The following is a 25,024-nucleotide window of genomic DNA, read 5'->3' as shown; positions in this document are numbered from 1 at the left end:
AAGGCAAAATATGTTTAATGGCTTAATCAGGGAGCTTGCCGAGGTCATTAGCTACTCGCAAAATGTTTTACGACTAAAGGCTAAATTTCGCCCAAATTTAGGCGATAGCATCGCAGTAAACGGCGCTTGCTTAAGTGTCATAAAACTATATGATGATGGCTTTAGCGTGGAGCTAAGCGCAGAGAGCAGGGCAAATGTCGCGGTTGAAAATTTAAGTGGCTTGGTGCATATCGAGCCAGCGATGAAGCTTGGAGAGCGCGTAGATGGGCATTTGATGCAAGGACACATCGACTTTATCGGCGTGATCTCGGCTATAAAAAAGCATGAAAATGGCGTTGATTTTTACATAGACCTGCCGCGAGAGGCGATGGCTCTTATGGCAAACAAGGGCTCGGTGGGCGTTGAGGGCGTGAGCCTTACGATAAATGAAATTTTGCCAAAGGGCATAAGGCTAACCATCATACCGATCACGTTTAGAGATAGTCTTTTTGGCACTTTCAAGGTCGGCAGACGCGTAAATATCGAGAGCGACCTGCTGGCTCGCTACGTGGCTAGGATGCTTGAAGCTAAGCAAAATGACGGCCTTAGCTGGGACGATGTCGAGAGAATTTCAAGCCTCTACTAAGCGAGCGAAGATGCGTGAAAATTTAGATATCGTTTTTGATAAAAATGGCATCATGGCTGGTTTTACAAACAGGCTTGGCGGCGTGAGTGAAGCTAAATTTAGCTCGCTAAATTTAGGCGATCACGTGGGCGATGAGCCAAGAGACGTCATAAAAAATAGAGAAATTTTGGCTAGAAATTTAGGCGTTAGGCAGCTTAAATTTATGAAGCAGATCCACTCGGACAAGGTTTTTGTCCTTGAAGATGAAAAAGACGAGCTGCCAGAGTGCGACGCTGTGATCACAAATTTAAGTGATGTAGGCATATGCGTCTTGGTGGCTGACTGCTCGCCAGTCGTGATGATAGATGAGAGGCAGGGCGCTATCTGCGTGGCTCATACAGGAAGAGCCGGCGTGATGCTAAAAATTTGTACAAAAGCAGTTAAGCTTATGGGCGAGAAATTTGGCTCAAGAGCGGGCGACATCAGCGTCTTTGTCGGAGCAAATATAAAAGGCGGCTGCTACGAGGTGGGCGAGCTTGACCTTGGAGAATTTAACGCATATAAGATAGGTAGAAATTTTGATATGAACGCAGCCTTGAGAGATGAATTTAGCGCACTTGGGGTTAAAAATTTAAACTTTAGCGAAGTCTGCACGCACTGCGACGATAGATATTTTTCATACCGAAGAGATGGCGTGTGCGGTAGATTTTGCGGATTTGCAGTGAAATTTAAGGATAAAAATGGGATATGAGAGCTTTAAAAATCCACTAGCGGCAAAAATAGCTCAAAACGCTAGAAATTTGGGCTTTGAGCAGCTTATGAATGAAGAGTTTGTACAGATACTACTTAGCTCAAAAAAGATGGAGCTAAGTGCCGCGGATAGGGAAAATATCGAGCAAATTTTTATAAAACTGATGGAGATAGAAGAGAAAGTTCAACTTAGCAAATAAAGGAGAAAATATGCTTTTGCTTAAAAATGCTAATCTATACACGCCAAAATTTCTTGGCAAGTGCGATGTTTTGGTAGGTGGCGGTAAAATTTTAGCCATCGGCGAGGGGATAAGCTTTAGCGTAGAAGGGCTAGAAATTTACGACCTAAAGGGCAAGGTTTTAGCTCCAGGTCTGATCGATCAGCACGTGCATATCACGGGTGGTGGCGGCGAGGCTGGATATCACTCAAGAACGCCTGAGATCACGCTTAGCCAGATCGTAAAATACGGCACAACGACGCTTGTTGGCGTTTTGGGGACAGATGGTGTGACTAGAAGCCTGGAAAATCTCTACTCCAAAGCAAAAGCGCTCGAGTTTGAGGGCATCTCGACCTTCATCCACACCGGCTCATACGCAAGCCCCTGTGTGACATTTACCGGTGACATCGCAAAAGACCTCATACTAATCGACAAAGTTATCGGCGTAAAGATCGCGCTGACCGATAACCGCGGCAGCTACGTCTCAAAAGAGGAGCTCATCAAAATTCTAAGCAAGATACGCATAGGTGGCATGGTCTCTAAAAAAGGCGGCGTGCTTCACATGCACATGGGAGGGCTGAGTGAGAAATTTGACAACGTCTTTAAGGTGATAAAAGACTACGAATTCCCAGTTCATTACTTCTCGCCGACGCACTGCGCTAGGACGAAAGACTTGTTTAACGAGGCTTTGAAATTTCAAAAAATGGGCGGAAACGTCGATATCACAAGCGGCGGAAGTAAATTTGCTCCGCTTCATGAGGTGGTGGCTTACGGCCTTGAAAATGGTCTAAATTTAGAGCGCCTAACGATGAGCTCAGACGGAAACGGCAGCGTGCCTAAATTTAACGAAAATGGCGAGCTTATCGGATATGGCTGCGCGTCATGTGCGTCAAATTTAGAGGTATTGCAAGCTTTGGTAAGAAATAAAATTTTAAAGATAGAAGACACTTTGGCTTTGATGAGCAAAAACGTGGCGAGATATCTAAATTTAAACCAAAAAGGCGAGATAAAAGTCGGCAACGACGCTGATCTTTGCGTCTTTGACGAGGAGCTAAATTTATATGACGTGATCGCAAAAGGCGAGTTTTGCGTTAAGGATGAAAAGGCCGTAAAAAAAGGCTTTTTCGAGTAAATTTATGGAAATTTGAGCTTTATTTGTAGCTAAAGAAATCTTTAAATTTAGCTTCAATAAAGCCAAGTTTCAATATAATCCAAGCTTTATTTCACACACGACAATCCTAAATTTGGTTGTGCGAAAGCATTAATGGTCGTGGAGGATAAAACTAAATTCAAGGCAAAATGCCTAAAACAAGGAGAAACTCATGGTAACTATGAGAGATTTATTAGAGTGTGGCGTACATTTTGGTCACCAAACACGCCGCTGGAACCCAAAGATGAAAAAATTTATCTTTGGTGAGAGAAAAGGTATCTATATTATAGATCTACAAAAGACTATCCGCTACTTCCGCTACACTTACAACATCGTTCGTGACGCAGCTGCTGAAGGTAAGTCAGTACTATTTGTCGGTACTAAAAAACAAGCTATCGACGCTATAAAAGAGTACGCTGAAAAATGTGGAATGCCTTATGTAAATCACCGCTGGTTAGGTGGTATGATGACAAACTTCGGTACTATCCGCCAGTCTATCCGCAAACTAGAAGTTATCGAGACTATGGAAGAAGATGGCTCGATAAATTTACTAACTAAAAAAGAGGCTTTGATGCTTCGCCGCAAAAAAGAGAAGCTTATCGCAACTCTTGGTGGTATCCGCAATATGAAAAGCCTACCTGATATGATATTTGTTGTTGATACAGTTAAAGAAAAGATCGCCGTTCAAGAGGCAAACCGCCTAAAAATCCCAGTTGTAGCACCGATCGATACAAACTGTGATCCTGACGTTGTTGATTATCCTATCCCAGGAAACGACGACGCGATCCGCTCTGTTCAGCTTTTCTGCCAAGAGATGGCTGAGGCGATCAATGAAGGTAAATCACTTCTTGAGCAAGATGGTGGCGAGCAAGCTGCTGGCGAAGAAGTAAGCCAAGATGAGAAAGACGCAGTTGTAGCTGAGGCTATGAGCGAAGAAGACTTTGGCGAGGACGAAGAGTAATGGAAATAACTGCACAAATGGTAAAAGAGCTCCGCGAATCAACCGGAGCTGGCATGATGGACTGTAAAAAGGCACTTGGCGAAGCAAATGGCGACATGGAAAAAGCTGTTGACATCCTTCGTGAAAAAGGCCTAGGCCAAGCTGCTAAAAAGGCTGACCGCCTTGCAAGCGAGGGCCTAGTAAGTGTTGAAGTTTGCTCAAAATGCAAAAAAGCAACTATCAGCGAGATCAACTCTGAGACCGACTTCGTTGCTAGAAACCCACAGTTTCAAGCGCTTGCAAAAGATACAACAGCTCACATCCAATCAAGTGGCATAAAAACAGTTGAAGAGCTAAATACAAGCACTTTAAATGGTGTTAAATTTGAAGAATACTTCAAAACTCAGATCGCAACTATCGGCGAAAACCTTGTAGTTCGCCGCTTTGAGACTATTAGCGCTGATGATAAGGGCGTGGTAAATGGCTACGTTCACTCAAATGGCCGCGTTGGCGTACTTATTGGTGCAGCTTGCGAAAGTGCTGAAGTCGCAAACAAGGCAGCTGAATTTATAAGAAATTTATGTATGCACGCAGCTGCTATGAAGCCAAGCGTTATAAGCTACAAAGACCTTGATAAAGATTTTGTTGAGAAAGAATTTATCGCACTTCGCGCTGAACTTGAAAAAGATAATGAAGAGCTAAAACGCCTAGGCAAACCACTTCACCACATCCCTGAGTATGCTAGCCGCTGCCAGATAGGTGAGGCTGAGCTTGCAAAAGCTACAAAAGCGATTGAAGAAGAGCTAAAAGCTGAGGGCAAACCTGAGAAAATTTGGGACAAGATTATCCCTGGTAAGATCGAGAGATTTTACGCTGATAACACAGTGCTTGACCAACGCCTCACACTTTTAGGTCAGTTTTATGTAATGGACGATAAAAAGACTATCGAACAAGTTATCGAAGAGAAGAGCAAAGAGCTTGGTGGCAAGATCGAGATCGTAAAATACGTTCGTTTCGAGCTTGGCGAAGGCTTAGAGAAAAAAGTAGATGACTTTGCTGCAGAAGTTGCTGCTCAAATAGGCTAATGGAAATTTTAAGAGCGTCTAATCTAGGCTTTGCGTATGATTATACGCTCTTTAATAATATAAATTTAACTCTCAATCAAAAACAAAGTATTGCGATAACCGGTGTTAGCGGTTGTGGCAAATCAACTCTTTTACACATACTTTCAACACTTTTAAAGCCAAATTTTGGCGAGGTCATCTACCAAGATAGATCGATCTATGAGCTTTCTCAAAACGAGCTTTTGGCCATTAGAAGGCTTCATTTTGGTATCATTTTTCAGTCGCACTATCTTTTTAAAGGTTTTAGTGCTTATGAAAATATCGAGCTTGCAAGCATCTTATCTGGCGAAAATATAGAAAAAAATGATCTTGAAGCGCTTAAAATTTCAAGTGTGATAAATCAAAAAGTTGGCGAGCTAAGTGGCGGTCAACAGCAGCGTGTGAGTATCGCTAGAGTGCTTACCAAAAAGCCAAAGATCATCTTTGCAGACGAGCCAACAGGCAACCTTGATAAGCAAACAGCAAATGAAGTGATGCAAGTTTTATTTGACTATATAAATGAAAATAACGCTGCACTTGTGCTAGTTACTCACGACAACGACCTAGCCGCAAAATGTGACAATTCATACAAGCTTGAGAACAAAGAGCTTGTGCAAATTTCTTAAAATTTAGCTTCAAATTTCTAAAAACTACCGCTTAAATTTAAAAAACAAAGTAAAATTTTGTAAAATTAGCAAAAAATTTAAAAGAGCAAAATGGAACTAGTAGAATTTTTTGGAGCTGATAAGACAATAGTTTTTATGCTTTTGTTTGCACGTCTAAGCGGTCTCATCGTTTTTTTTCCATTTTATTCGCACAATCAAATTCCTCTTAGCGTAAAAACGCTTTTAGTTTTTGTCCTTTGCGTCGTGCTATTTCCCATCTCAAAAGCTCATGCAAACTCTATAAATTTCTTAATCGGCGAGATCTTAGGCGAGGTCATGCTGGGACTAAGTGCCGGACTTATGCTAACCATCATCTTTGCCACGCTTCAAATGGCAGGCGAGCAAATCTCGATGGTCATGGGCTTTTCGATGGCGTCGGTGCTTGATCCGCAAACTGGCACAAACTCTCCAGTCATCGCAAACCTTATAAATTTCATCGCGCTACTTACATTTTTGGCATTTGATGGTCACCATTTGCTCCTTCAGTTTTACGCTAGCTCGCTTGCTGTTGTGCCGCTTGGCGATTTTTATCCACGCCCTGGCATCATGAGCTATGCGATAAATTTATTTACAAATTTGTTTATGTTTGGCTTTATCATGTCATTTCCCATCATCGCCCTCTCTTTGCTTTCAGACTCTATCTTTGGCATGCTCATGAAGACGATGCCGCAGTTTAACCTACTAGTCATCGGCTACCCTATCAAGGTGACGATCGGATTTTCTGTTTTGATAGCCATTTTAGCAGGCATTATGAAGATCATGAGCGACCTACTTTTAAAAGTGATAAATGATCTGCCGGCTCTGTTTTTTTAAGAAAATAGCAATGAAATTTATCATAGAATAGGCTTTTACTATTACAAGGAGGGATGATGAAAGTTGCTCTAATAAATAAAAATCCAGCAGTTTCACGTCTGATAACTTTAAGTCTGAATAAAATCGGCACCGAATATAGCGAATTTGAGGATCTAAATGGATTTGACGATGCTCAGTTTGACTTTATCATAATCGACAGTGACGTGGATGGTAGCGAGCTAGCTACAGATAAAAAGGTGATGTATCTAGCAAGTCGTGGCGAGAGCAAACCAGAATTTGCTACTTTGATGCTTGAAAAACCATTTTTACCAACTGAATTTATAAGTGTTTTTGAGCAAAATATCCCAAAAGATGAGCCAGCTACCGAGCAAAATGCTAGTGAGCAGGGCGAAAGCGACTTTGGTGATTTTAGTGACGAGGCTATAAATTTTGACGAGATGTCAGGGTTTAAGCTGCCTGATATAGATACAAATTTAGAAAATTTTGCAGATCTTGATAAAGAGCTTTTAGAAAGTGGCATAGATAGCCCAAGTGAGGAGATTAACGAGAGTGACTTGCAAGAGGAAAATGAAGCTAGCGATGTGGAGTCTTTAGAAGAGCTTGAGGACCTGCAAGAGCTTGCTAGCGAAGACCTTGCTGATGAGAGCGTGGATGAAGAGACTAGCGAAGCGATAAGTGATGCAAATGAGAGCGAAGAGAGCAAAGATGGCGATCTAGCAGAGCTTAGCGCACTTGTCGATGAGATAGAAAATATGCCAGAAGAGTCTGAAGCAGATGAAGAGCTAAATAAAAATTTAGATGATATTATTAGCCAAAATGACGTTGCAGGCTTGGTTGATGAAGAGAACGCGGGTAGCGAGCTTGATGAGATAGATCAGAGTAAATTTGAGCTTAGTGAGATCGATTCGCTTGATGAAGAGCTAAATAGTGAAGAGGCTGACGAAGAAAATAAAAATTTAGACGATACTGAGCTAGATGTTCAAAATTTAGAGCAAGAAGAGCTAAATATAGACGAGCTAGCTAAATTTGATGATGAGGATAGCCTTGAAAATGAGATAAATTTAGAAGATGAGCATAAAAATGATGAGAATTTAGATGAGATCTCTGAGGCTGATGAAGAGCAAATTCAAGTAGATGATGAAAAAGCAGAAGAGGATATAGAAGAAGAGGCTCTGGATGAAATTTCAAGTGAAGAGCTAGAAAATTTAGAGTCTAGTGATAGCAAAAACGCTTCTAGTGAGATGCCAGTAGAAGAGCTAGAATATGTTAGCGAGCCAGAAGCTAAAGAAGATCTAGGCCTTGCGGATGAAACTTTCGAAGAAGAAAATGCTCAAGAAGAAAACGCGCAAGAAGAGAGCAAAGACGCGACATCAAGTGAGTTAAATTTTGACGCGGCATCGATAGATGATATAGATGAAAACACGATGTTAGCAGCATTTGGACTAAAAGATATGCCTCAAACAAGCTCAAAAAATGATGCAAAAGAAGACTACAAAGAAGAGCTAACTAAAAAGATCACAAAACACGTCCACGAGTCGCTAAATGAGAGCTCGCTAAGAGATGTGCTAAAAGATATGAATATTAAGATAAATATAAGTTTCGAGGAAAAGTAGTTGCAAGGACAAATTTTAGTAGTTTCGGGACCTAGTGGAAGCGGCAAAAGCACGCTTTTAGGCCGTCTTTTAAAGGAAGAGAAAGACCTATATTTTTCTATATCAAGCACAACAAGAGCCAAAAGAGAAGGCGAAGTTGATGGGGTGGATTATTATTTTATAAAAGAAGATGAATTTAAAAGCGGCATAGAAAAAGGCGAGTTTTTAGAGTGGGCGCAGGTGCATAAAAACTACTATGGTACGAGCTTAAAGCCAGTTTTAGCAGCACTTGAAGCTGGTAAGATAGTGATATTTGACATCGATGTGCAGGGCTTTCACATCGCACTTGAGAAATTTAAAAGCTACATCACTTCAGTTTTTATAACAACTGCGAATAAAAAAGAGCTAAAAAGGCGCTTGAAAAACCGCGGAACAGATAGCGACGAGACGATAGAAAATCGCCTAATGAACGCAGTTGGTGAGATGGAGCACATTTTAGAGTATGATTATTTTTTAGTAAATGATGATATAGAAAAGAGTTATAAAGGGCTAAAATCAATCCTTCGAGCGATGAGGTTAAAAAGTGCTAAGATTAACTTAAGAAATGTCATCGACGAGTGGATAGATTGTTAGAAATTCAGGAATTTATGATAATATTTTGAGAAAATTTGATAAGGAGAAAAGATGGGTTCTTTTAGTATTGGCCACTGGTTGATCGTTTTAGCGATCATTGTATTACTTTTTGGAGCAAAGAAGATCCCAGAGCTTGCGAAAGGACTAGGTAAGGGCATAAAGACTTTTAAGGCTGAGATGGAGGACACAACCCCTGAAAAGAGCGAGAAAGTCGAGCATAAAGAAGAGAGTGCTACTAGTCAAAAGATAGAAGAAACAACTAAAAACGCGTAGGTTTTAGAGTTGAAAGATAAAGTAAAAGCAGAAATTTCAAAGGTTTTAGAGCGAGAATTTGTGCTTGAAAAGCCAAAGGATAAAAATTTAGCCCACTATGCGACGCCACTTTTTAGCCTCGCAAAAGAGCTAAGAAAGTCGCCGGCTATAATAGCTAGCGAGTTTGCTGATAAATTTAGTGATAGCAAGATAGTGGAAGCTAGCGCGGTAAATGGCTACTTAAATTTCAAGCTTAAGAGCGAATTTTTAGATGAAATTTCAAAGCAAATTTTGCTAGATAGTGAAAATTTTGCAAAAGAAGATGTGAAAAAAGACAGCTATTTAATAGAATACATCAGCGCAAATCCGACTGGGCCGCTTCACATCGGACACGTTAGAGGCGCAGTTTATGGCGATACTTTAGCAAGACTTGGCAAAAGACTTGGCTACGCTATCTCAACAGAATACTACATAAACGATGCGGGCAATCAAATAGATCTGCTTGGCACTTCGATATCACTTGCAGCTAAAGAGCAGCTTTTTAACGAAAGCGTCGTTTATCCAGAGAAATACTACCGCGGGGATTATATTTTAGATATTGCTAAGCTTGCAAATGAGAAATTTGGCAAGGAAATTTTTTATGATGAGAGCAGAAATCTTGAGCTTGCCGAGTTTGGCAAGGATATCGTGCTTGAGATCATCAAAAAAGACTTGGCTGATGTTGGCATTTTTATAGAGAGCTGGGCCAGCGAAAAAGCACTTTACGACCGCCTGGAGCCAACTATAGAGAAGCTAAAACGCTCAAATCAAATGTATGAAAAAGAGGGCGCTACCTATATCGCTTCTACCACGCTTGGCGACGATAACGATAGGGTTGTGGTTAGAAATGACGGCAGACCGACATATTTAGCTGGCGATATCATCTACCATAACGCTAAATTTGAAAGAAATTTTGATCACTATATAAACATTTGGGGTGCAGATCACCACGGATATATCGCAAGGCTAAAGGCTGCGATAAATTTTCTTGGATACGACGAAAATAGGCTTGAAGTGATACTTATGCAGATGGTTAGCCTGCTAAAAGATGGTAAGCCATACAAGATGAGCAAGCGCGCTGGCAATGCTGTGCTGATGAGTGATATCGCGAGCGAGATCGGTGCTGAGGCGCTTAGATTTATCTTTATAAGCAAAGCAAACACGAGTAGTTTGGAATTTGACGTGGATGAGCTTAAAAAAGAGGATAGCTCAAACCCTATTTTTTATATAAACTACGCTCACGCTAGGATAAATCAAATTTTTGCAAAGGCTGGAAAAAGCGTTAGTGACGTGATAAATGCGGACTTTGAGTGCCTAGATGAAAATGCTAAAAATTTACTTTTTGAAGCGCTTATATTGCCTGAAATTTTAGAGGATGCTTTTGCTTCAAGGCAGCTTCAAAAAATACCAGACTATCTAAAGTCGCTGGCTGCTAGCTTTCACAAATTTTATAATGAAAACCGCGTGGTTGGAAACGAAAACGAAGATAGTTTGTTGAAAGTCTTTGCGGTCGTTGCTGTCTCGATAAAAACAGCGTTTAATATAATGGGAATCACAGCTAAAGATAGGATGTAACCAGCATGAATAATTCAAAAAATGTTTTAAGATATATATTTGGCAAAGGATCTATTTCTAATCTGAAGTCAATTTTGGACACTAGAACCGAAGGTGATAATTATGTTGTGTATTTTATTGATGAATATTTTAAAGGTAATCAAATTTTAGAAAATTTGCCTATAACAAATAAAGATGAAATTTTCTTTGTTCAGACAAAGGATGAGCCTAAAACTAAAGGTATTAATCTTTTAAGAGATAATTTGCTTGTAAAAAATAAAATAAATCCAAAAGCGATTGTATCATTGGGTGGTGGTTGCACTCTTGATACTGGAAAAGCAATAGCAAATTTATTAAAAAATCCAGGAAATGCCGAAGACTACCAGGGATGGGATTTAGTAAAAAATCAAGCTGTTTATAAGATAGGTATACCAACAATTTCTGGCACTGGGGCTGAAGCTAGTAGAACTTGTGTTATGACAAATCCTGAAAATGGTTTAAAGCTTGGAATGAATAGTGATTTTACCATATATGATCAACTTATTTTAGATCCTGATTTAACAAAAAGTGTACCAAGAGATCAGTATTTTTATACCGGAATGGATACTTATTTACACTGTATTGAATCACTAAATGGTAGTTATCGTAATGCAATAGGCGATGCCTTTTCTCATCAAGCCATAAATTTATGTAGAGAAATATTTTTAAGTAAAGATATGATGAGTGATGAAAATAGGGAAAAATTAATGGCTGCTTCATACCTTGGTGGATGTGCGATAGCAAACAGTTATGTCGGATTAGTTCATCCATTTTCTGCTGGTCTTAGCGTTGTTTTTGATACGCATCATTGTATTGGAAACTGTATCGCAATGACTGCAATGGATGAATTTTATCCAAATGAATTGGAAGAATTTTGGATGATGGCAAAAAAACAAAATGTTAGTATCCCTAGAGGAATTGCCAGTAGTGTTTCTGAAGATATATACAAAAAGCTTTATGCATCAACTATAATTCATGAAAAGCCATTAAATAATGCCTTAGGGGATCGATTTAAAAATATTTTGACTTTTGAAAAAGTAAAAGAAATATTTAGGAAAATGTAATGGCAAAGTATCATAAGTATGTTTTTGATGTAGAAAAGCGCACTTTTATAGGTGATTTTGAAAATATGTATGCACATGAGTCTATTGAGAAATTTGATTCATGGCATCAAGATGATAGTAGGCAATTACAGCGTAAGATATGTTTAGAAATTTTAAATCAGTATAATTTTAATACTATAGTAGATATTGGCTGTGGTAAAGGGGCTCTAACACATATTTTAAAGAAAAAAAACAATACTTGCTTGGGCATAGATATATCTCAAACTGCCATAGATGTTGCAAAAGAAAGGTTTAACGATATTGATTTTGTTGTGTGTGACATAAATAATATAGGAGCTTTTTCTGATTTGATATTAACAAGAGGCATTTGCAAGGGGGGGGGTAAATTAGACTTGGTGTTTTCAAGCGAGGCTTTTTCTTATTTTTCAAATTATAAAAAATTGCTAAAAGAGATATCTGAAGTCAGTGATTATTTTATGATAAGCCTATATTTGCCAAATGATCCAATAGGATTTGTCAAAAGTGAATCCGAATTGTTGGATAGTATAAGATATTATTTTGAAATTGTAGAACATGTTAGCCTTAGTGTGCAAAAGTCTGTAATTGTTTTTGCTAAATCAAAACAATATTTTTGATTTTGCTTTAATGATATTTACTTCTATAAATATTTTTATATAGAGTATGCGATATAGAAAGTTGAGACAATATTATGGAATTTAAAATAAATTTTAGTGGAACTGGTCACAAGTATACCAAAGAAGAGTTGAATGTTGTTTTGGAAACTATGCAAGATGCAGATCCACTAACTCAAGGAATATATAGGGATAAATTCGAGAAAGCATTTTGTGAGTATAATGGAAATGATTTTGCATTTAGTGTTTGTAATGCTACCGCTGCTCTTGAATTGGCTGCTCAGCTTTGTTTGTTTAAAGAAAATGATGAAATTATTGCTCCGTCTCATACCTTTACTTCCAGTGTTTATCCTTTTGTCAAAAAGGGAGCAAAAGTTGTTTGGTGTGATATAGACCTAGATACTAGAGTTGTAAATTTAAAAAATATAAAAAAATGTGTTACTAAAAATACTAAAGTAATCGTTGTCGTTCATCTCTATGGTTTTATGATCCCAGATATTGAAGAAATTGCCAAGTTTGCAAAAGAAAATAATATTTTATTAATTGAAGATGTTGCCCAAGCAATGGGGACCGAAACACATGGTAAAAAAGCCGGAACTTTTGGTGACTTTAGTATTTTTTCATTTCATTCACATAAAAATATTACAACACTTGGAGAAGGCGGGATTATAGCAGTTAAGGATAAAAAATATGCCGATATAATTCCAATGTTGAGGCATAACGGACATTGTGCTTTTGAAGGTGAAAGAAAAGAATACTGGAAACCAGCAATGGGTAATGTTGATATCCCAAATTTAAATGGTATAGATTTGATGCCAAATAACTATTGTTTAGGTGAAGTAGAATGTGCATTGGGAACAAAACTGCTTGATAGGCTTGATCAGATGAATGAGTTTAAGAGAAAAAGAGCTGTAGATTTTATAGATAGTTTAAAGGAATTTAGAAGTATTGTTTTTCATAGAGTAGACAATGAGAGCCATAATTATCATCTGCTGGTTGCATATATTAAAGACAATAAGAGAGATCAAATGATGGAGCGATTGGTATATGAAAAGGGCATAAAATGCGTTGTTCAATACTGTCCACTAAACCGTTATCCTTTATATAGAAAGCTAGGATTTGGCAATGCAAATTGTCCAAATTCTGATACTTTTTTTGATAACATGATCTCTTTTCCGTTTCATCATTGGATGAGTGATGATGATTTTTCTTATATGATAAAATCAACAAAAGAAGTAGCAGTAGAATTAGGACTTTAATGGATAATTTACTTTTAGTAATTCCTGCAATTAAAAAAAATGCTGTTATTCCAGATCAATTAGTTAGAAAGCTAAATGGAGTGACTCTTTTTCAAAGAGCTATAAATACAGCACTGGATATCACAAATAAGATTTTAGTAGTTACCGACTCTGAAGAAATTTCTTTAATATGTGATAGAAATGGTATTAATTTTTATAAAGACAAAGACCTGCGCTTAAATTCTGAGAATATTTTAGAAATAATATATTCCATTGTAAAGTCATATAAAGAAGATAATATTTTTCTTTATAGATCGAACACTCCACTTGTCGATAGTGAAATTTTAAAAGATGCTTATGCTACTTTTAAAAGAGACAGTTTAAAAATTTTAATGTCAGTTAAATCTAACAATAAAAATATCTTTTTTATGGAGAATGATACACTAAAACCTATCGAAAGAGATGTTTCTTATGGGGAGTTAAAGGCGTTTTATATATTTTCAAAAAAAAACCTCGCGCTAAAAGATTTTAAGCCGTATATTCTAGATAGTGAAAAATGTATAGAGATCGAAAGCTATCAAGATTGGTGGGTATGTGAGAAAATTTTAAGAAGAAAACGTATAGTGTTTAATGTTATAGGGGATTCTCGTATTGGAATGGGGCATATTTATAGGTCGTTAACTATAGCAAAAGAAATAAACGACCATGAGATAATTTTTGTTTGTGATGAAAAATATAACTTTGCTGTCAATAATATTGCTTCTAAATACCATAAAGTTTTTTCGTCAAGTAATGTGCTAAAAACAATTCTTGATTTAAAACCAGATCTTGTTATAAATGATTGCCTTAATAATGATGAAATGTATATTCATAGTCTTAAGAATGCCAATGTAAAAATTGTAAGTTTTGAAGATATAAGCGAAAGTTCACGATATGTTGATTTGGTGTTTAATGAATTATTTGAAATTCCACAAAAAGATGGAAAAAACTATTTTTGGGGGCATAAATATACACTATTAAGAGATGAATTTGATGATGCAAAGCGAAATGATAATTTTAAAAATGTAAATAGTATTTTATTGTCTTTTGGTGGTAGTGATCCAAATAATTTAACACTAAAGGCATTAAAGTCTATATTGAAAATATGTATGCAATATGAATTAAAAATAAATATAGTTTGTGGAAGTGCATATGCTTACGAAGAAGAGTTGAAAGATTTTATTGCAAATTGTAAATATAAAAATATTTTTTTATTTATTAATAGTGTTGCTATGTCAAAAATAATGGAAGAGTGTCAGATCGCTATTTCATCAAATGGTAGAACTGCGTATGAACTAGCAGATATGCATATTCCAACTATTGTTATATCTCATCATGAGAGAGAGGCTACTCATACATTTACATCCCTTCAAAACGGTTTTATCAATCTTGGTATTTTTGATAAAAAAACAGCCATAAAACTAGAAGAAAAATTTAAAAAATTGGTTGAAGATATAGATTATAGGGAGCTTTTGTTTAATAATATCAAAAAATATGATTTCAGATCCAACAAGAATAAAGTTATTTCTAAAATCTTGGAGCTGCTATGAAAACAACTGGTGTTATTCAAGCTAGAATAGGATCTAAAAGATTACCATGTAAAATGATGTTAAATTTAAATGGACACCCAGTAATAGAGTGGGTTGTAAAGAGAGTTCAAAGATCGTCTTTAGATGAGATTATCGTTGCTATACCTGATACTAAGGAAAATGATATTTTAGAAAAATATCTAAAAGGCTTAGATGTAAAAATTTTTAGGGGTGATGAAAGTAATGTTTTAAAAAGATTTTATGATGCTCTTAAAGGCACCCTATCTACACATTTTGTTAGAATCTGTGCAGATAATCCACTGATAGATCCAGCAGAGATAGATAATCTAATCAAATTTTATAAAAATAACGATTGCGACTACGCTTACAATCATATACCAAGAGGTAATTTATACCCAGATGGTCTTGGTGCAGAAATAATATCTTCGGAGCTTTTTTCTGATATTTTTCATAAAGTTACATTAGCTGAGCATAAAGAACATGCATTATCGTATATCTGGGACAATCAAGAAAAGTATATAATAAAAACATTTGATCCTAATGATGAAATTTTAAAAAGACCAGATCTAAAATTTGATATAGATACGCTTGACGACTATTATAAGTTAGCAATGAAAGATTTTGATATCAATGTTAATTCTTTAGACCTAGTTAAAATTTTTGGAGAATAAAATGAAACTTATAGATTTTATGAATAGCATAAATCCCTATGAACCAAAGCTATATAAGCCTTTTATAATAGCTGAAGCTGGTGTTAATCATGAAGGAAGTATGCAAATTGCAAAAAGGTTGATTGAGGAGGCGTGCGAAGGCGGTGCTGTTGCGATTAAATTTCAAACATATAAAGCAAATACGATAGCTTCCAAAAATTCTCCTGCTTATTGGGATACTAGAAAGGAGCCTATGACTAGCCAATATGAACTTTTTTGTAAACATGATAAATTTTGGAAAAAAGAGATGGAAGAGCTTAAAAGCCATTGTGATAAAGTTGGTATAGAATTTCTTAGTACCCCATTTGATATTGAGAGCGCTAAATTTTTAAATGATCTGATGGATGTTTTTAAAATTTCATCTAGCGACATAACAAATAAGCCTTTTATAGAATTTATATGCAACTTTAAAAAACCAATAATACTATCAACTGGCGCTAGTTTTTTATACGAAATACAAGAGTCGGTTAGCTGGATAGAAAGAGCAGGCAATACTTTGGCTCTGCTTCATTGTGTGCTCAATTACCCAACTCCTGATGAAAATGCAAATTTGGGTATGATACTTGGGCTAAAAAGAGCATTTCCTGACAAAATTATAGGCTATAGTGATCATACATTGCCAAAAGATATGCAAATTTGTAAAAACGCAATTTTGCTTGGGGCTACTATTATTGAAAAGCATTTTACTCATGATAAGACTTTGACTGGAAATGATCATTATCACGCAATGGATAAAAATGATTTAACTAAATTTAAAAAAGATATAGAAGAAACTTTTAAAATTTTGGGAAAATTTGAAGTTAGTGCGCTTGATGATGAAAAACTAGCTAGAGATAATGCTAGAAGAAGCTTGGTAGCATCAAAAGATATTAAAAAAGGTGATATTATAAAAAGAGATGATCTCACCTTTAAAAGACCAGCAATGGGGGTAAGTCCCAAATTTATAGATGATATTGTAGGCAGAAGAGCATTTTGTAATATAAGTGAAGACGATATTTTAAAATGGAATATGGTGGAGTAGAATGCAAGATAATATTTCAAGATACACAGAAAAAGACTTAAATAATATTTTAAGTAATGAACTAGGTGAAAAATATATTAGTTACAGGAAGGAATGGAATAGTATTAGTTATAATAACTTTCCAGATTTTCCATTACATATAGATTTTGAAATGCAAGATAGTTGTAACCAGTCTTGTATAATGTGTCCAAGAAATACCAAAAAACATCCAAATATAAATTATAAAGTAAATACAAATTCCAAATTAAGTTTTGATTTATTTAAGAAAGCTATTGATGAAGGAAAAAACAATGGTTTAAGGTCTATAAATCTTGGTGCTTTTGCTGAGCCACTATTAAATAAAGACGTTTTTAAAATGATTAAATATGCAACTGATAATGGTATTGTAGATACAAGGATTATTACAAATGGGTTAATGCTAGGAAAATATATAGATGATATTTTTGATAGTGGGCTAGTTAATCTTTTTGTATCGCTAGATGCATTTTATGAAAATACATACAATGACATTAGAGGCAAAGGCATGTCTTTAGTTAAAAGTTCATTAGAAAAATTTTTAGCGGAAAGATCTCTTAGAAAAAGTATACTCCCAATAACTAGAGTTTCTTTTGTAGATATGAAAAAGAATAGAGATGAAAAGAAGAAATTTATAGAATTTTGGAGAGATAAAGTAGACTTTATAGATATACAGGTTTTTGATAATTACAATATAGATATCAATGGCGAATTTGATTTTTCTATGCACAAGAAATGGAATTGTTTTTCCCCGTTTGCTAGAGTGGCTATTTTGTCGAATGGTGATATATTGCCTTGCTGTAATTTTTTTGGTAGAAACATACCAATAGGCAACATAAAGATTATTTCTATAAAAGATGCATTCAATAGTAAAAAAATGAATAATATTAGACAAGGTATATTGGATGATAGTCTAAGAAATTGTTCTATTTGCCAAAGGATTGGTGAGTGATAAAAATTTTTAAAAAAATACTTATATTTTTATATTGTAACTTTATATTGGAGATAATTGCATTATCTCCAACAATTATTGGAGATAAATTAAGATGGATATATGTTGAAATTTTTGCTAGAAAGTTAGGTAAAAATTTTAGAGCGCATACTGGAACATTTTTTTATTATCCTAAAAATTTGAGTATAGGCGATAATGTTAGTATAAACGGAAATTGTATAATTCAATCTCTATCGAATTTGAAGATAGGAAATGATGTGATGATAGCTTCAAATTGCAATATAATGACATCAAATCATGGCTTTAAAGATAGATATATACCCATGAATCTACAAAAAAATGAAACAAATGAACTTATTATTAATGATGATGTGTGGATAGGATTTGGAAGCGTCATAAACTCTGGTGCTAGAAAGGTGGAGATAGCAAAAGGAGTTATAATAGCATCAAATTCTGTAGTTACGAAAAGTATAGATATTGAGTATAGTATATGGGGGGGGGTTCCCGCTCATTTTATCAAGATGAGATTTGATGATGAGTGATAAGAGTGTTTTTTTGTGTACAACTGCTTTAGAGGATACATGGGATGCTAGTGCAGATAATCTATTGTTTTTAGGAGAACATTGCAGACTTTTTGATAAAAAAAAATACTACGAGAAATTAAATTATCAGATTTTTAAATATATTTGGAGCGATAAGGGAGAGATTGATCGTGCTTTAAAATATTGCATTGATATTTTTGAAGAGATTGTTGAAAAACTTGCTGAGTTGCTCAATGATTATCATGGTGTAAATTATTCAATAAAATATTGGCAAGGTCTATTATTGCCATGGCTACAATATTATATATTAACGATTTATGATAGATATATGCATATTAAAATGGTATATATGGAACATAAAGATTTATATACAAATATTTTGAGCGAAGATGATTTTAATTTTACTGCGACTACAAATGATTTTTTTGAGCATGCACATAGTGATGATTATTTTAATCTTCAGCTTTATTCGCAAGTTGTTAAATTTTTAAAGTTAAAGAGTAATGTAATAAGTATAAATCATCCAAGAATACAAACAAAAATAGAAATTGGTAATAAAAAACCACTAATTAAAAAGGCATTAGGAGTAGTTTCTAGTGTTTTGAATAGACTAAATTTTAACAAAAAAGTAGTAATAGTAAGTCCATATTTTAAATTTCATGCTATTAGGCATTGTCTAAAATTGTTTATTTATTCTAAATTTAGGATAGTTTTTGACAATATGAACTATCCTATTTCTATGGATGTGCAACCAAATTTAAGCATTAGAAAAGAGCTTTTTCGCAATGTTAATTTTACAGACGAGTTTAAGAATTTTTTATTTTATTCTTTTAAACAAAATTTTCCCATTATATATTTAGAGGCTTATAAAGATTTTGACAAAAAGATAGATGGGTTAAAGCTACAACCCTCTAAAGTAGTATATAGCGCGAATGCATTGTATCATAACGAATTTTTTAGATTTTTTTGTGCTAAATATAGAAAAGATATTGTAGTGGCATATGGACAGCATGGAGGTGATTTTGGTATAGATAAAATAGATATTCAAGAAGAAATAGAAAGTAAATTTTGTGATATTTACTATACATATGGTTGGAAAAAACAGGGAGCATCTTGCGGTATTTTACCGCAGCAGCCGCTGCCAAGACGGGTTCACAATAATAAGATAGTTTTAGTAATGACTTGCATGCCGAGATATTTACATTGCATTGCATATATAGAAGATGGTGCTAAAATGTTGCAATATATTGAAAATACAAAAGTTTTTTTGAATAAATTAAAATATGGCAGTTTATTGAATATTAGAACCTATCATGGAGATTATGGGTGGAATGTTAAAAATAGACTTTTAGAGTGTGGAAAAAAGTTATTTTTTGATACAAAAACAAATTATTATAAACAAATATCTTCATCAAGACTCAATGTGTTTGACCATATGCACACAGGCTATCTTGAATCATTATCTTTAAATAAACCAACACTTATTTTTATTGCCAAAGGAGTGTACTCATTTAGGGAAGAAGTAAAACCATATATCAGTGATCTTATAGATGCCAAAATTTTATTCATAGGTGCCGAAGAATGCGCTGACTTTATAAATAAGAATTATGAAAAAATAGAGGTATGGTGGAATACCAAAGAAGTTCAAAATGCTAAAAATTTGTTTTTGCATAAATATTTTAGAACATCATCAAACTGGGTAGAAGAGTGGATTAAAGAATTTGATATGCTTTTGGAGAGAGGATGCGCGAACAAAGCTTAAAAAAAAGATATCTAGCTAAGCTTTTTTCAAATATAATTAGTGCATTTGTTAATATGGCAATAGTTTTTATTGTTCCAAAAGCTTTGGGGCCAATGTCGTATGGGCTTTTCATGTATTTACAAAATTTCTTTAATCAAATGATGGGATTTTTGGATATTGGCACGTCAAGTGCCTTTTTTGTAAAGCTTAGTGCAAATAATTCTAGAAAATCATTGTTTGTATTTTATTCTATTTACATATTATGTATATTTATTTTTTCTATCCTTTTTATTTATGCGCTAAATTTATTAGAACTAAATGAGCATTTTATGCCAAATGTGCCTCAAAACTTTATATTGATAGGTTTTTTATACTCTTTTCTTTTGTGGTTAAGTCAAGTTTTTATCAAAATTTCAGATGCATATGCTATTACTGTTGGTGTTGAATTTGTTAAGATAGTTCATAAAATTTCAATGCTTTTATTGCTTATTTTTTTTGTATATAAACTTTCTTTCGATTTAAAATTATTTTATTTATATAATTTTATTTTTTATATTTCATTTATTTTTATTCTCATTTTATTTTTTTATAAAATAAGAATTTTTAGAGATATATATGGCTTAAATTTAAAAGAGTTAAAAGATCTTTTTAAAGAATTTTATTCTTTTTGTCACCCACTGTTTTTTTATACTATTGTTACTACTTGTGCAGCAGTCTTTGATATTTGGCTTTTGCAAAAAGTATCAGGGAGTATTCAAAGTGGGTTTTATGGTCTTGTATATGGTCTTGTTTCTGTTGCACTTATATTTACTAGTTCAATGACTCAGATTATTATAAGAGAGTTTTCTAAAGAATATGCAGTAAAAAATTATGAGAGATTGAGATTTTTAATTGTAAGGTATGTGCCTATGCTTTACTCTATAGCTACTTTCTTTAGCGTTTTTGTATCTTTTCATTCCGATGCAATACTTGCTATTTTTATAAATGATGACTTTAAAGGTGCTTGGCTGGCATTGTCTTTGATGGCTTTTTACCCGCTTCACCAAACTTATAGTCAGATAATAGGAGGTTATTGTCATGCCACTTTGCAAACAAAATTAAATAGAAATATAGCTTTGTTTTTTATGCCTATTGGATCTGTAATTAGCGTAATAGTGATATATTTTTTAAATTTAGGTGCAACAGGTTTAGTAGTTAAGATGGTATTACTACAAGCGATAAGTGCAAATGTAATGTTTTTTTTTGCCACCAAAGACTTAAACATAAAAATATTATTTTTTATTAAACATCAAATTTATTCACTTTTGTTTTTTGTTTTGTTTGGTATTTTATCAGGATATATAGCTATTTTCGATAATATCGTTATAAATTTCATTGCTTGTGGCATTTTTTATATTTGTTTATGTATAATAGGAACAATCACTTTTCCACAGGTTTTTGCTATGAAGCCAGAAGATGTGAAAATGCTTTTAAAGAAGATAGTGGGATTTGTTTATATAAAATTAAAAGGATAAAAAGTATGGATAAGAGTTATTGGGATGAATTTTATAAGCAACATACTGGAGATAGTGTTATAAAACAACAAAGTACTTTTGCTAGTTTTTGTCAAGAAGAATTTTTCAAAGATAAAAAGTTGAATATTATTGAATTAGGTTCTGGAAATTGTAGAGATTCTATTTTTTTCGCTGCTAAAAAGCATAATGTTATAGCAATTGATCAAAGCGATATTGTAATAGAAAGCAAGGAGGACGATTCTTTAAAAGATAATTTAACTATTAAAGTAGCTAATTTTGTAACCGATGATTATTCTAAATATGGTGATATAGATGTATTTTATTCTAGATTTACGATGCATGCCATCACAAAGACAGAAGAAGAAAAAATAGTAAAAAAAGTATATGATAATCTTAGGCAAAATGGGTTATTTTGTATAGAGGTAAGAACAACAAAGGATCCATTATACGGTGTTGGATGTAACATGGGAGACGATACATTCTTTACTGATCATAATAGACGGTTTATTAATTCGGATGTTTTTTTGAAACATACTTTGAAACTTGGCTTTAAGCTAAGATATTTTACAGAAAAAAATAACTTATCCATTTATAAGAATGATAATCCTGTTTTGATGAGGATAATACTTGAAAAATGATTATTCATATGGTGAAGATGAAATTTTATTTAAAAAAGTAAATCAGCTTCTACGTAGTATTAAGTGTGAGTATTGGGTTTGTCATGGTACTTTATTGGGCATAATAAGAGATAATATGATTTTACCATGGGATCATGATATAGATTTCGCTGTTTGGAAAAAAAAAGTAAAAACGGAAGACATAGAAAAACTTTTTAAAGATAGTGGTTTTAAACAAGAAATTATTCTAGGTGAGATGGATTGTTTGCATTTTACAAACGGTTCTAAAAAAGTAGATATTAGTTTTTATGATGTAAAAGATAATGTTGCTTCAGTTAGATGGGTCGTTCCCAAAAAAACAAATCTAAAAAATAAATTCTTAAATTTTATCGCAATGATTATGCATTCACTTGATAATAATATTGTTATTGACCTTGAGATTAAAAACATAAAAGATTTACTAAAATTTTTATTAATAAAAGTAACAAAGTTAATAAAGCCATTCATCAAAAAAAATACTAGAAAAAAAATCTATGAAAATGCTATAAAAAGCTTTTACTATACTGGATATAGCTATGATATAAATTTAATGAAATTTAAAAACATTGTTTTTTTAGATGAAGTTGTTCCTGTTCCAATAGATTCTGAAAAATGTTTAGAAATGACGTATGGTAAAGATTGGAGAGTCCCAAAAAAAAATTATGTTTGGTACAATGAGGCGAATAATTTAATAAACATGTAATTAGAAAAGGATTTTATTTATGAAAGTTTTGTTACTTGCTGGTGGGTTTGGGACTAGGCTAAGCGAAGAAACAGACGCTAGACCAAAACCCATGGTTGAAATTGGTGGTAAGCCTATCCTTTGGCATATTATGAAAATTTATAGCCACTACGGGTTTAATGATTTTGTAATTTTATTGGGCTATAAGGGCTACTATATAAAAGAATTTTTTGCAAATTATTTTTTACATAGAAGTGATATAACTATTGACATAGCTAGTGGTAAAATGGAGATATTAAATAACACTAGCGAACCATGGAGAGTTACTCTACTAGACACAGGTTTAAATAGTATGACTGGGGCTAGAATCAAAAAAGCTAAAAAAATCGTAGGAGATAATGCTTTTATGCTAACATATGGAGATGGTGTAGCTAATATAAAAATAGACGACCTTTTAAAATTTCACTCATCTCATAAAAAAATAGTAACAATGACTTCAGCGCAGCCAGATGGAAGATTTGGCGCTTTAGAAATTTCAGATCAAGATCAAGTGCTACAATTTAAAGAAAAGCCAAAAGGTGATGGCAGTTGGATAAATGCAGGTTTTTTTGTTTGTGAGCCTGAGGTGTTTGATTATATAGATGACGATGAAAGTACTGTTTTTGAGCAAGAGCCACTCATGAGACTTGCTCGAGATGGAGAGATTTTTACTTACAAACATCATGGTTTTTGGATGCCAATGGATACGCTAAGAGATAAAAATAAACTAAATGAAATGTGGCGAGAAAATAAAGCTGAATGGAAAATTTGGGAATAAAAAATGTTCAAAAATGTTTTTGAAAATAAAAAAGTTTTAATTACTGGACATACTGGCTTTAAGGGTAGTTGGCTTGGCACATGGCTCTTAAAATTAGGGGCAGAAGTTATTGGAATTTCAAAGGATATCCCAACAAATCCATCTATGTTTGATTTATTAAATTTAAAAGATAAGATTAAAAAAGATTATAGAGTTGATATTCGCGACTTAGAAATTATGGAAGAAATTTTTTTCAATGAAAAACCAGATTTTGTCTTTCATTTGGCAGCTCAACCAATAGTCTCTGTTTCATATAAAGATCCAATAGAAACCATAACTTCAAATGTTATGGGCACTACAAATATTTTAGAGATATTGAGAAAAGCAGAGCATGAATGCACGGCTATAATTATAACAAGCGATAAAGCTTATGACAATATCGAACAAGTTTGGGGATATAGAGAAAATGATGCACTTGGCGGAAAAGACATTTATAGTGGGTCTAAGGGTGCAGCAGAGCTTATTATTAAATCCTATTGTAACTCATTTTTTAAAGAGATTAAAAATATAAGGATAGGTGTAGCAAGAGCAGGAAATGTAATTGGTGGCGGGGATTGGGCTAAAGATAGAATCGTAGTGGATAGTATGATGGCATGGAGTAAAAACAAGGCTGTAAATATCAGATCTCCAAAATCTACAAGACCATGGCAACATGTTCTTGAGCCACTTAGTGGTTATTTAAATTTGGCTATGGCACTATCTTTAGACGATAGTTTAAATCACGAATGTTTTAACTTTGGTCCAAGAGCTGAACAAAATCACAGTGTGGCAGAATTATTGATGGATCTTAGTAAAATTTGGAGTTTAAAAAATATATATAATGTTGTAGATGAAATAATTTTTGACGAAGCTAAATTACTAAAGCTAAATTGCGACAAGGCGTTGCACTATCTTAAATGGCATGCAAGCTTAGAGTATAAAGAAACAATTGAGTTTACCTCACAGTGGTATTATGACTTTTATAAAAAAAACTCAGATATGTTTAAAAAGACAACAGAACAAATAATAGAATATGAAAATATTGCAAAAAATAGAGCGTTATCATGGACGGAGTGATTTTAACACCATTAAAACAAATTTATAATCCAAAGGGTGACATTTTTCATGCGATGAAACAAAGTGATTATGGTTTTTGTGGTTTTGGAGAGGCGTATTTTTCAACTATAAACGAAAAAGAGATAAAAGGCTGGAAGAAACACAATCAAATGGTGCTTAATATTGTAGTCTGTTTGGGAGAGATTAAATTTGTAATTTATGATGATATAAAAAAAGAATTCTTTAGTGTAAATTTATCTCATGAAAATTATCAAAGACTGACTATAAAAAACGGGTTATGGATGGCTTTTTGTGGTCTCGGAAAGAATAATATGCTTTTAAATATTGCAAGCATAGAGCATAATCCTAACGAGTCTATTAGCATGGACATTAATAACATTAAATATAATTTTTAAAGGCTTTAA

27 protein-coding genes are annotated in these 25,024 nt (G+C 34.0%); all 27 read left to right on the top strand.

The features are described 5' to 3' along the window. Nucleotides 1-10: 10 nt before the first annotated feature. Nucleotides 11-625 (top strand): riboflavin synthase, encoded by a 615-nt coding sequence (locus G6W41_RS04390; protein ID WP_194170737.1) that lies wholly within the window; start codon nt 11-13, stop codon nt 623-625. A 10-nt stretch (nt 626-635) separates the two neighbouring features. Beyond that, the gene (locus G6W41_RS04385; protein WP_194170736.1) at nt 636-1,355 is read left to right on the top strand and encodes a polyphenol oxidase family protein; all 720 of its coding nucleotides are present in this window, start codon (nt 636-638) and stop codon (nt 1,353-1,355) included. Beyond that, nucleotides 1,345-1,554, top strand: a complete 210-nt coding sequence (locus tag G6W41_RS04380) for an acetyltransferase (RefSeq protein ID WP_194170735.1) — start codon at nt 1,345-1,347, stop codon at nt 1,552-1,554. Before G6W41_RS04385 ends, G6W41_RS04380 begins: the two co-directional genes overlap by 11 nt. A 10-nt stretch (nt 1,555-1,564) precedes the next feature. Further along, nucleotides 1,565-2,704 carry a beta-aspartyl-peptidase gene (gene iadA, locus G6W41_RS04375; protein WP_194170734.1) on the top strand — a complete coding sequence of 380 codons (1,140 nt, stop codon included), beginning with the start codon at nt 1,565-1,567 and terminating at the stop codon, nt 2,702-2,704. A gap of 190 nt (nt 2,705-2,894) precedes the next feature. Further along, nucleotides 2,895-3,683, top strand: coding sequence for a 30S ribosomal protein S2 (gene rpsB / locus G6W41_RS04370; RefSeq protein ID WP_002941277.1), 789 nt, complete (start codon nt 2,895-2,897; stop codon nt 3,681-3,683). Further along, complete coding sequence (gene tsf, locus G6W41_RS04365; RefSeq protein WP_194170733.1) at nt 3,683-4,747, top strand: translation elongation factor Ts; 1,065 nt, start codon at nt 3,683-3,685, stop codon at nt 4,745-4,747. The genes rpsB and tsf overlap by 1 nt, the downstream gene beginning before the upstream one ends. Then, the gene (locus G6W41_RS04360; protein WP_002941236.1) at nt 4,747-5,391 is read left to right on the top strand and encodes an ABC transporter ATP-binding protein; all 645 of its coding nucleotides are present in this window, start codon (nt 4,747-4,749) and stop codon (nt 5,389-5,391) included. Before tsf ends, G6W41_RS04360 begins: the two co-directional genes overlap by 1 nt. A 90-nt stretch (nt 5,392-5,481) precedes the next feature. Continuing rightward, nucleotides 5,482-6,243, top strand: a complete 762-nt coding sequence (fliR, locus tag G6W41_RS04355) for a flagellar biosynthetic protein FliR (protein WP_107964795.1) — start codon at nt 5,482-5,484, stop codon at nt 6,241-6,243. Between the two features lie 56 nt (nt 6,244-6,299). Next, nucleotides 6,300-7,856 carry a Highly acidic protein gene (locus tag G6W41_RS04350; RefSeq protein WP_194170732.1) on the top strand — a complete coding sequence of 519 codons (1,557 nt, stop codon included), beginning with the start codon at nt 6,300-6,302 and terminating at the stop codon, nt 7,854-7,856. Next, nucleotides 7,857-8,468: a guanylate kinase gene (gmk, locus tag G6W41_RS04345; RefSeq protein ID WP_009294763.1), complete on the top strand. Its 612-nt coding sequence runs from the start codon at nt 7,857-7,859 to the stop codon at nt 8,466-8,468. It begins immediately after the preceding gene. A gap of 51 nt (nt 8,469-8,519) precedes the next feature. Beyond that, entirely contained in the window at nt 8,520-8,741 is a 222-nt protein-coding gene (gene tatA / locus G6W41_RS04340; protein ID WP_002941241.1) for a twin-arginine translocase TatA/TatE family subunit, read from the top strand. Between the two features lie 9 nt (nt 8,742-8,750). Further along, on the top strand, nt 8,751-10,334 hold the full coding sequence (gene argS / locus G6W41_RS04335) for an arginine--tRNA ligase (RefSeq protein ID WP_194170731.1): 1,584 nt from the start codon (nt 8,751-8,753) through the stop codon (nt 10,332-10,334). A gap of 5 nt (nt 10,335-10,339) precedes the next feature. Then, nucleotides 10,340-11,416 carry an iron-containing alcohol dehydrogenase family protein gene (locus tag G6W41_RS04330; protein WP_194170730.1) on the top strand — a complete coding sequence of 359 codons (1,077 nt, stop codon included), beginning with the start codon at nt 10,340-10,342 and terminating at the stop codon, nt 11,414-11,416. Further along, complete coding sequence (locus tag G6W41_RS04325) at nt 11,416-12,051, top strand: class I SAM-dependent DNA methyltransferase (protein WP_021088026.1); 636 nt, start codon at nt 11,416-11,418, stop codon at nt 12,049-12,051. Before G6W41_RS04330 ends, G6W41_RS04325 begins: the two co-directional genes overlap by 1 nt. Before the next feature lie 74 nt (nt 12,052-12,125). Further along, nucleotides 12,126-13,307 (top strand): DegT/DnrJ/EryC1/StrS family aminotransferase, encoded by a 1,182-nt coding sequence (locus tag G6W41_RS04320; RefSeq protein WP_021088010.1) that lies wholly within the window; start codon nt 12,126-12,128, stop codon nt 13,305-13,307. Beyond that, nucleotides 13,307-14,875: a cytidylyltransferase domain-containing protein gene (locus tag G6W41_RS04315; RefSeq protein WP_194170729.1), complete on the top strand. Its 1,569-nt coding sequence runs from the start codon at nt 13,307-13,309 to the stop codon at nt 14,873-14,875. The genes G6W41_RS04320 and G6W41_RS04315 overlap by 1 nt, the downstream gene beginning before the upstream one ends. Further along, a complete protein-coding gene (locus tag G6W41_RS04310) occupies nt 14,872-15,546 on the top strand; it encodes a cytidylyltransferase domain-containing protein (protein ID WP_194170728.1) in 675 nt (224 codons plus the stop codon). Before G6W41_RS04315 ends, G6W41_RS04310 begins: the two co-directional genes overlap by 4 nt. Nucleotide 15,547: 1 nt before the next feature. Then, nucleotides 15,548-16,606 carry an N-acetylneuraminate synthase family protein gene (locus G6W41_RS04305; protein WP_194170727.1) on the top strand — a complete coding sequence of 353 codons (1,059 nt, stop codon included), beginning with the start codon at nt 15,548-15,550 and terminating at the stop codon, nt 16,604-16,606. Between the two features lies 1 nt (nt 16,607). Further along, on the top strand, nt 16,608-17,573 hold the full coding sequence (locus G6W41_RS04300; protein ID WP_021087998.1) for a radical SAM/SPASM domain-containing protein: 966 nt from the start codon (nt 16,608-16,610) through the stop codon (nt 17,571-17,573). Further along, entirely contained in the window at nt 17,570-18,115 is a 546-nt protein-coding gene (locus tag G6W41_RS04295; RefSeq protein WP_194170726.1) for an acyltransferase, read from the top strand. The genes G6W41_RS04300 and G6W41_RS04295 overlap by 4 nt, the downstream gene beginning before the upstream one ends. Continuing rightward, nucleotides 18,105-19,877, top strand: coding sequence for an LIC12162 family transferase (locus G6W41_RS04290; protein ID WP_194170725.1), 1,773 nt, complete (start codon nt 18,105-18,107; stop codon nt 19,875-19,877). The genes G6W41_RS04295 and G6W41_RS04290 overlap by 11 nt, the downstream gene beginning before the upstream one ends. Next, nucleotides 19,859-21,370 carry a lipopolysaccharide biosynthesis protein gene (locus G6W41_RS04285; protein WP_194170724.1) on the top strand — a complete coding sequence of 504 codons (1,512 nt, stop codon included), beginning with the start codon at nt 19,859-19,861 and terminating at the stop codon, nt 21,368-21,370. The genes G6W41_RS04290 and G6W41_RS04285 overlap by 19 nt, the downstream gene beginning before the upstream one ends. Nucleotides 21,371-21,375: 5 nt before the next feature. Further along, on the top strand, nt 21,376-22,008 hold the full coding sequence (locus G6W41_RS04280) for a class I SAM-dependent methyltransferase (protein ID WP_194170723.1): 633 nt from the start codon (nt 21,376-21,378) through the stop codon (nt 22,006-22,008). Further along, nucleotides 21,998-22,729: a LicD family protein gene (locus G6W41_RS04275; RefSeq protein WP_194170722.1), complete on the top strand. Its 732-nt coding sequence runs from the start codon at nt 21,998-22,000 to the stop codon at nt 22,727-22,729. The genes G6W41_RS04280 and G6W41_RS04275 overlap by 11 nt, the downstream gene beginning before the upstream one ends. 19 nt (nt 22,730-22,748) lie before the next feature. Beyond that, the gene (gene rfbF / locus G6W41_RS04270) at nt 22,749-23,525 is read left to right on the top strand and encodes a glucose-1-phosphate cytidylyltransferase (RefSeq protein WP_194170721.1); all 777 of its coding nucleotides are present in this window, start codon (nt 22,749-22,751) and stop codon (nt 23,523-23,525) included. Between the two features lie 3 nt (nt 23,526-23,528). Further along, the gene (gene rfbG, locus G6W41_RS04265) at nt 23,529-24,620 is read left to right on the top strand and encodes a CDP-glucose 4,6-dehydratase (protein ID WP_194170720.1); all 1,092 of its coding nucleotides are present in this window, start codon (nt 23,529-23,531) and stop codon (nt 24,618-24,620) included. Beyond that, nucleotides 24,608-25,015 (top strand): WxcM-like domain-containing protein, encoded by a 408-nt coding sequence (locus tag G6W41_RS04260; protein WP_196779809.1) that lies wholly within the window; start codon nt 24,608-24,610, stop codon nt 25,013-25,015. Before rfbG ends, G6W41_RS04260 begins: the two co-directional genes overlap by 13 nt. Nucleotides 25,016-25,024 lie beyond the last annotated feature (9 nt).

The organism is Campylobacter concisus (genome assembly GCF_015230035.1).
GTDB classification, from domain to species: Bacteria; Campylobacterota; Campylobacteria; order Campylobacterales; family Campylobacteraceae; genus Campylobacter_A; species Campylobacter_A concisus_BK.
This window is presented reverse-complemented; position numbering and strand designations above follow the sequence as displayed.

Excerpts from the sequence above, each read along its gene's own strand:
- G6W41_RS04390 (WP_194170737.1), top strand. The coding sequence starts at position 11 with ATGTTTAATGGCTTAATCAGGGAGCTTGCCGAGGTCATTAGCTACTCG.
- G6W41_RS04385 (WP_194170736.1), top strand. The coding sequence starts at position 636 with ATGCGTGAAAATTTAGATATCGTTTTTGATAAAAATGGCATCATGGCT.
- G6W41_RS04380 (WP_194170735.1), top strand. The coding sequence starts at position 1,345 with ATGGGATATGAGAGCTTTAAAAATCCACTAGCGGCAAAAATAGCTCAA.
- iadA (WP_194170734.1), top strand. The coding sequence starts at position 1,565 with ATGCTTTTGCTTAAAAATGCTAATCTATACACGCCAAAATTTCTTGGC.
- rpsB (WP_002941277.1), top strand. The coding sequence starts at position 2,895 with ATGGTAACTATGAGAGATTTATTAGAGTGTGGCGTACATTTTGGTCAC.
- tsf (WP_194170733.1), top strand. The coding sequence starts at position 3,683 with ATGGAAATAACTGCACAAATGGTAAAAGAGCTCCGCGAATCAACCGGA.
- G6W41_RS04360 (WP_002941236.1), top strand. The coding sequence starts at position 4,747 with ATGGAAATTTTAAGAGCGTCTAATCTAGGCTTTGCGTATGATTATACG.
- fliR (WP_107964795.1), top strand. The coding sequence starts at position 5,482 with ATGGAACTAGTAGAATTTTTTGGAGCTGATAAGACAATAGTTTTTATG.
- G6W41_RS04350 (WP_194170732.1), top strand. The coding sequence starts at position 6,300 with ATGAAAGTTGCTCTAATAAATAAAAATCCAGCAGTTTCACGTCTGATA.
- tatA (WP_002941241.1), top strand. The coding sequence starts at position 8,520 with ATGGGTTCTTTTAGTATTGGCCACTGGTTGATCGTTTTAGCGATCATT.
- G6W41_RS04330 (WP_194170730.1), top strand. The coding sequence starts at position 10,340 with ATGAATAATTCAAAAAATGTTTTAAGATATATATTTGGCAAAGGATCT.
- G6W41_RS04325 (WP_021088026.1), top strand. The coding sequence starts at position 11,416 with ATGGCAAAGTATCATAAGTATGTTTTTGATGTAGAAAAGCGCACTTTT.
- G6W41_RS04320 (WP_021088010.1), top strand. The coding sequence starts at position 12,126 with ATGGAATTTAAAATAAATTTTAGTGGAACTGGTCACAAGTATACCAAA.
- G6W41_RS04315 (WP_194170729.1), top strand. The coding sequence starts at position 13,307 with ATGGATAATTTACTTTTAGTAATTCCTGCAATTAAAAAAAATGCTGTT.
- G6W41_RS04310 (WP_194170728.1), top strand. The coding sequence starts at position 14,872 with ATGAAAACAACTGGTGTTATTCAAGCTAGAATAGGATCTAAAAGATTA.
- G6W41_RS04305 (WP_194170727.1), top strand. The coding sequence starts at position 15,548 with ATGAAACTTATAGATTTTATGAATAGCATAAATCCCTATGAACCAAAG.
- G6W41_RS04300 (WP_021087998.1), top strand. The coding sequence starts at position 16,608 with ATGCAAGATAATATTTCAAGATACACAGAAAAAGACTTAAATAATATT.
- G6W41_RS04290 (WP_194170725.1), top strand. The coding sequence starts at position 18,105 with ATGATGAGTGATAAGAGTGTTTTTTTGTGTACAACTGCTTTAGAGGAT.
- G6W41_RS04285 (WP_194170724.1), top strand. The coding sequence starts at position 19,859 with ATGCGCGAACAAAGCTTAAAAAAAAGATATCTAGCTAAGCTTTTTTCA.
- G6W41_RS04280 (WP_194170723.1), top strand. The coding sequence starts at position 21,376 with ATGGATAAGAGTTATTGGGATGAATTTTATAAGCAACATACTGGAGAT.
- rfbF (WP_194170721.1), top strand. The coding sequence starts at position 22,749 with ATGAAAGTTTTGTTACTTGCTGGTGGGTTTGGGACTAGGCTAAGCGAA.
- rfbG (WP_194170720.1), top strand. The coding sequence starts at position 23,529 with ATGTTCAAAAATGTTTTTGAAAATAAAAAAGTTTTAATTACTGGACAT.
- G6W41_RS04260 (WP_196779809.1), top strand. The coding sequence starts at position 24,608 with ATGGACGGAGTGATTTTAACACCATTAAAACAAATTTATAATCCAAAG.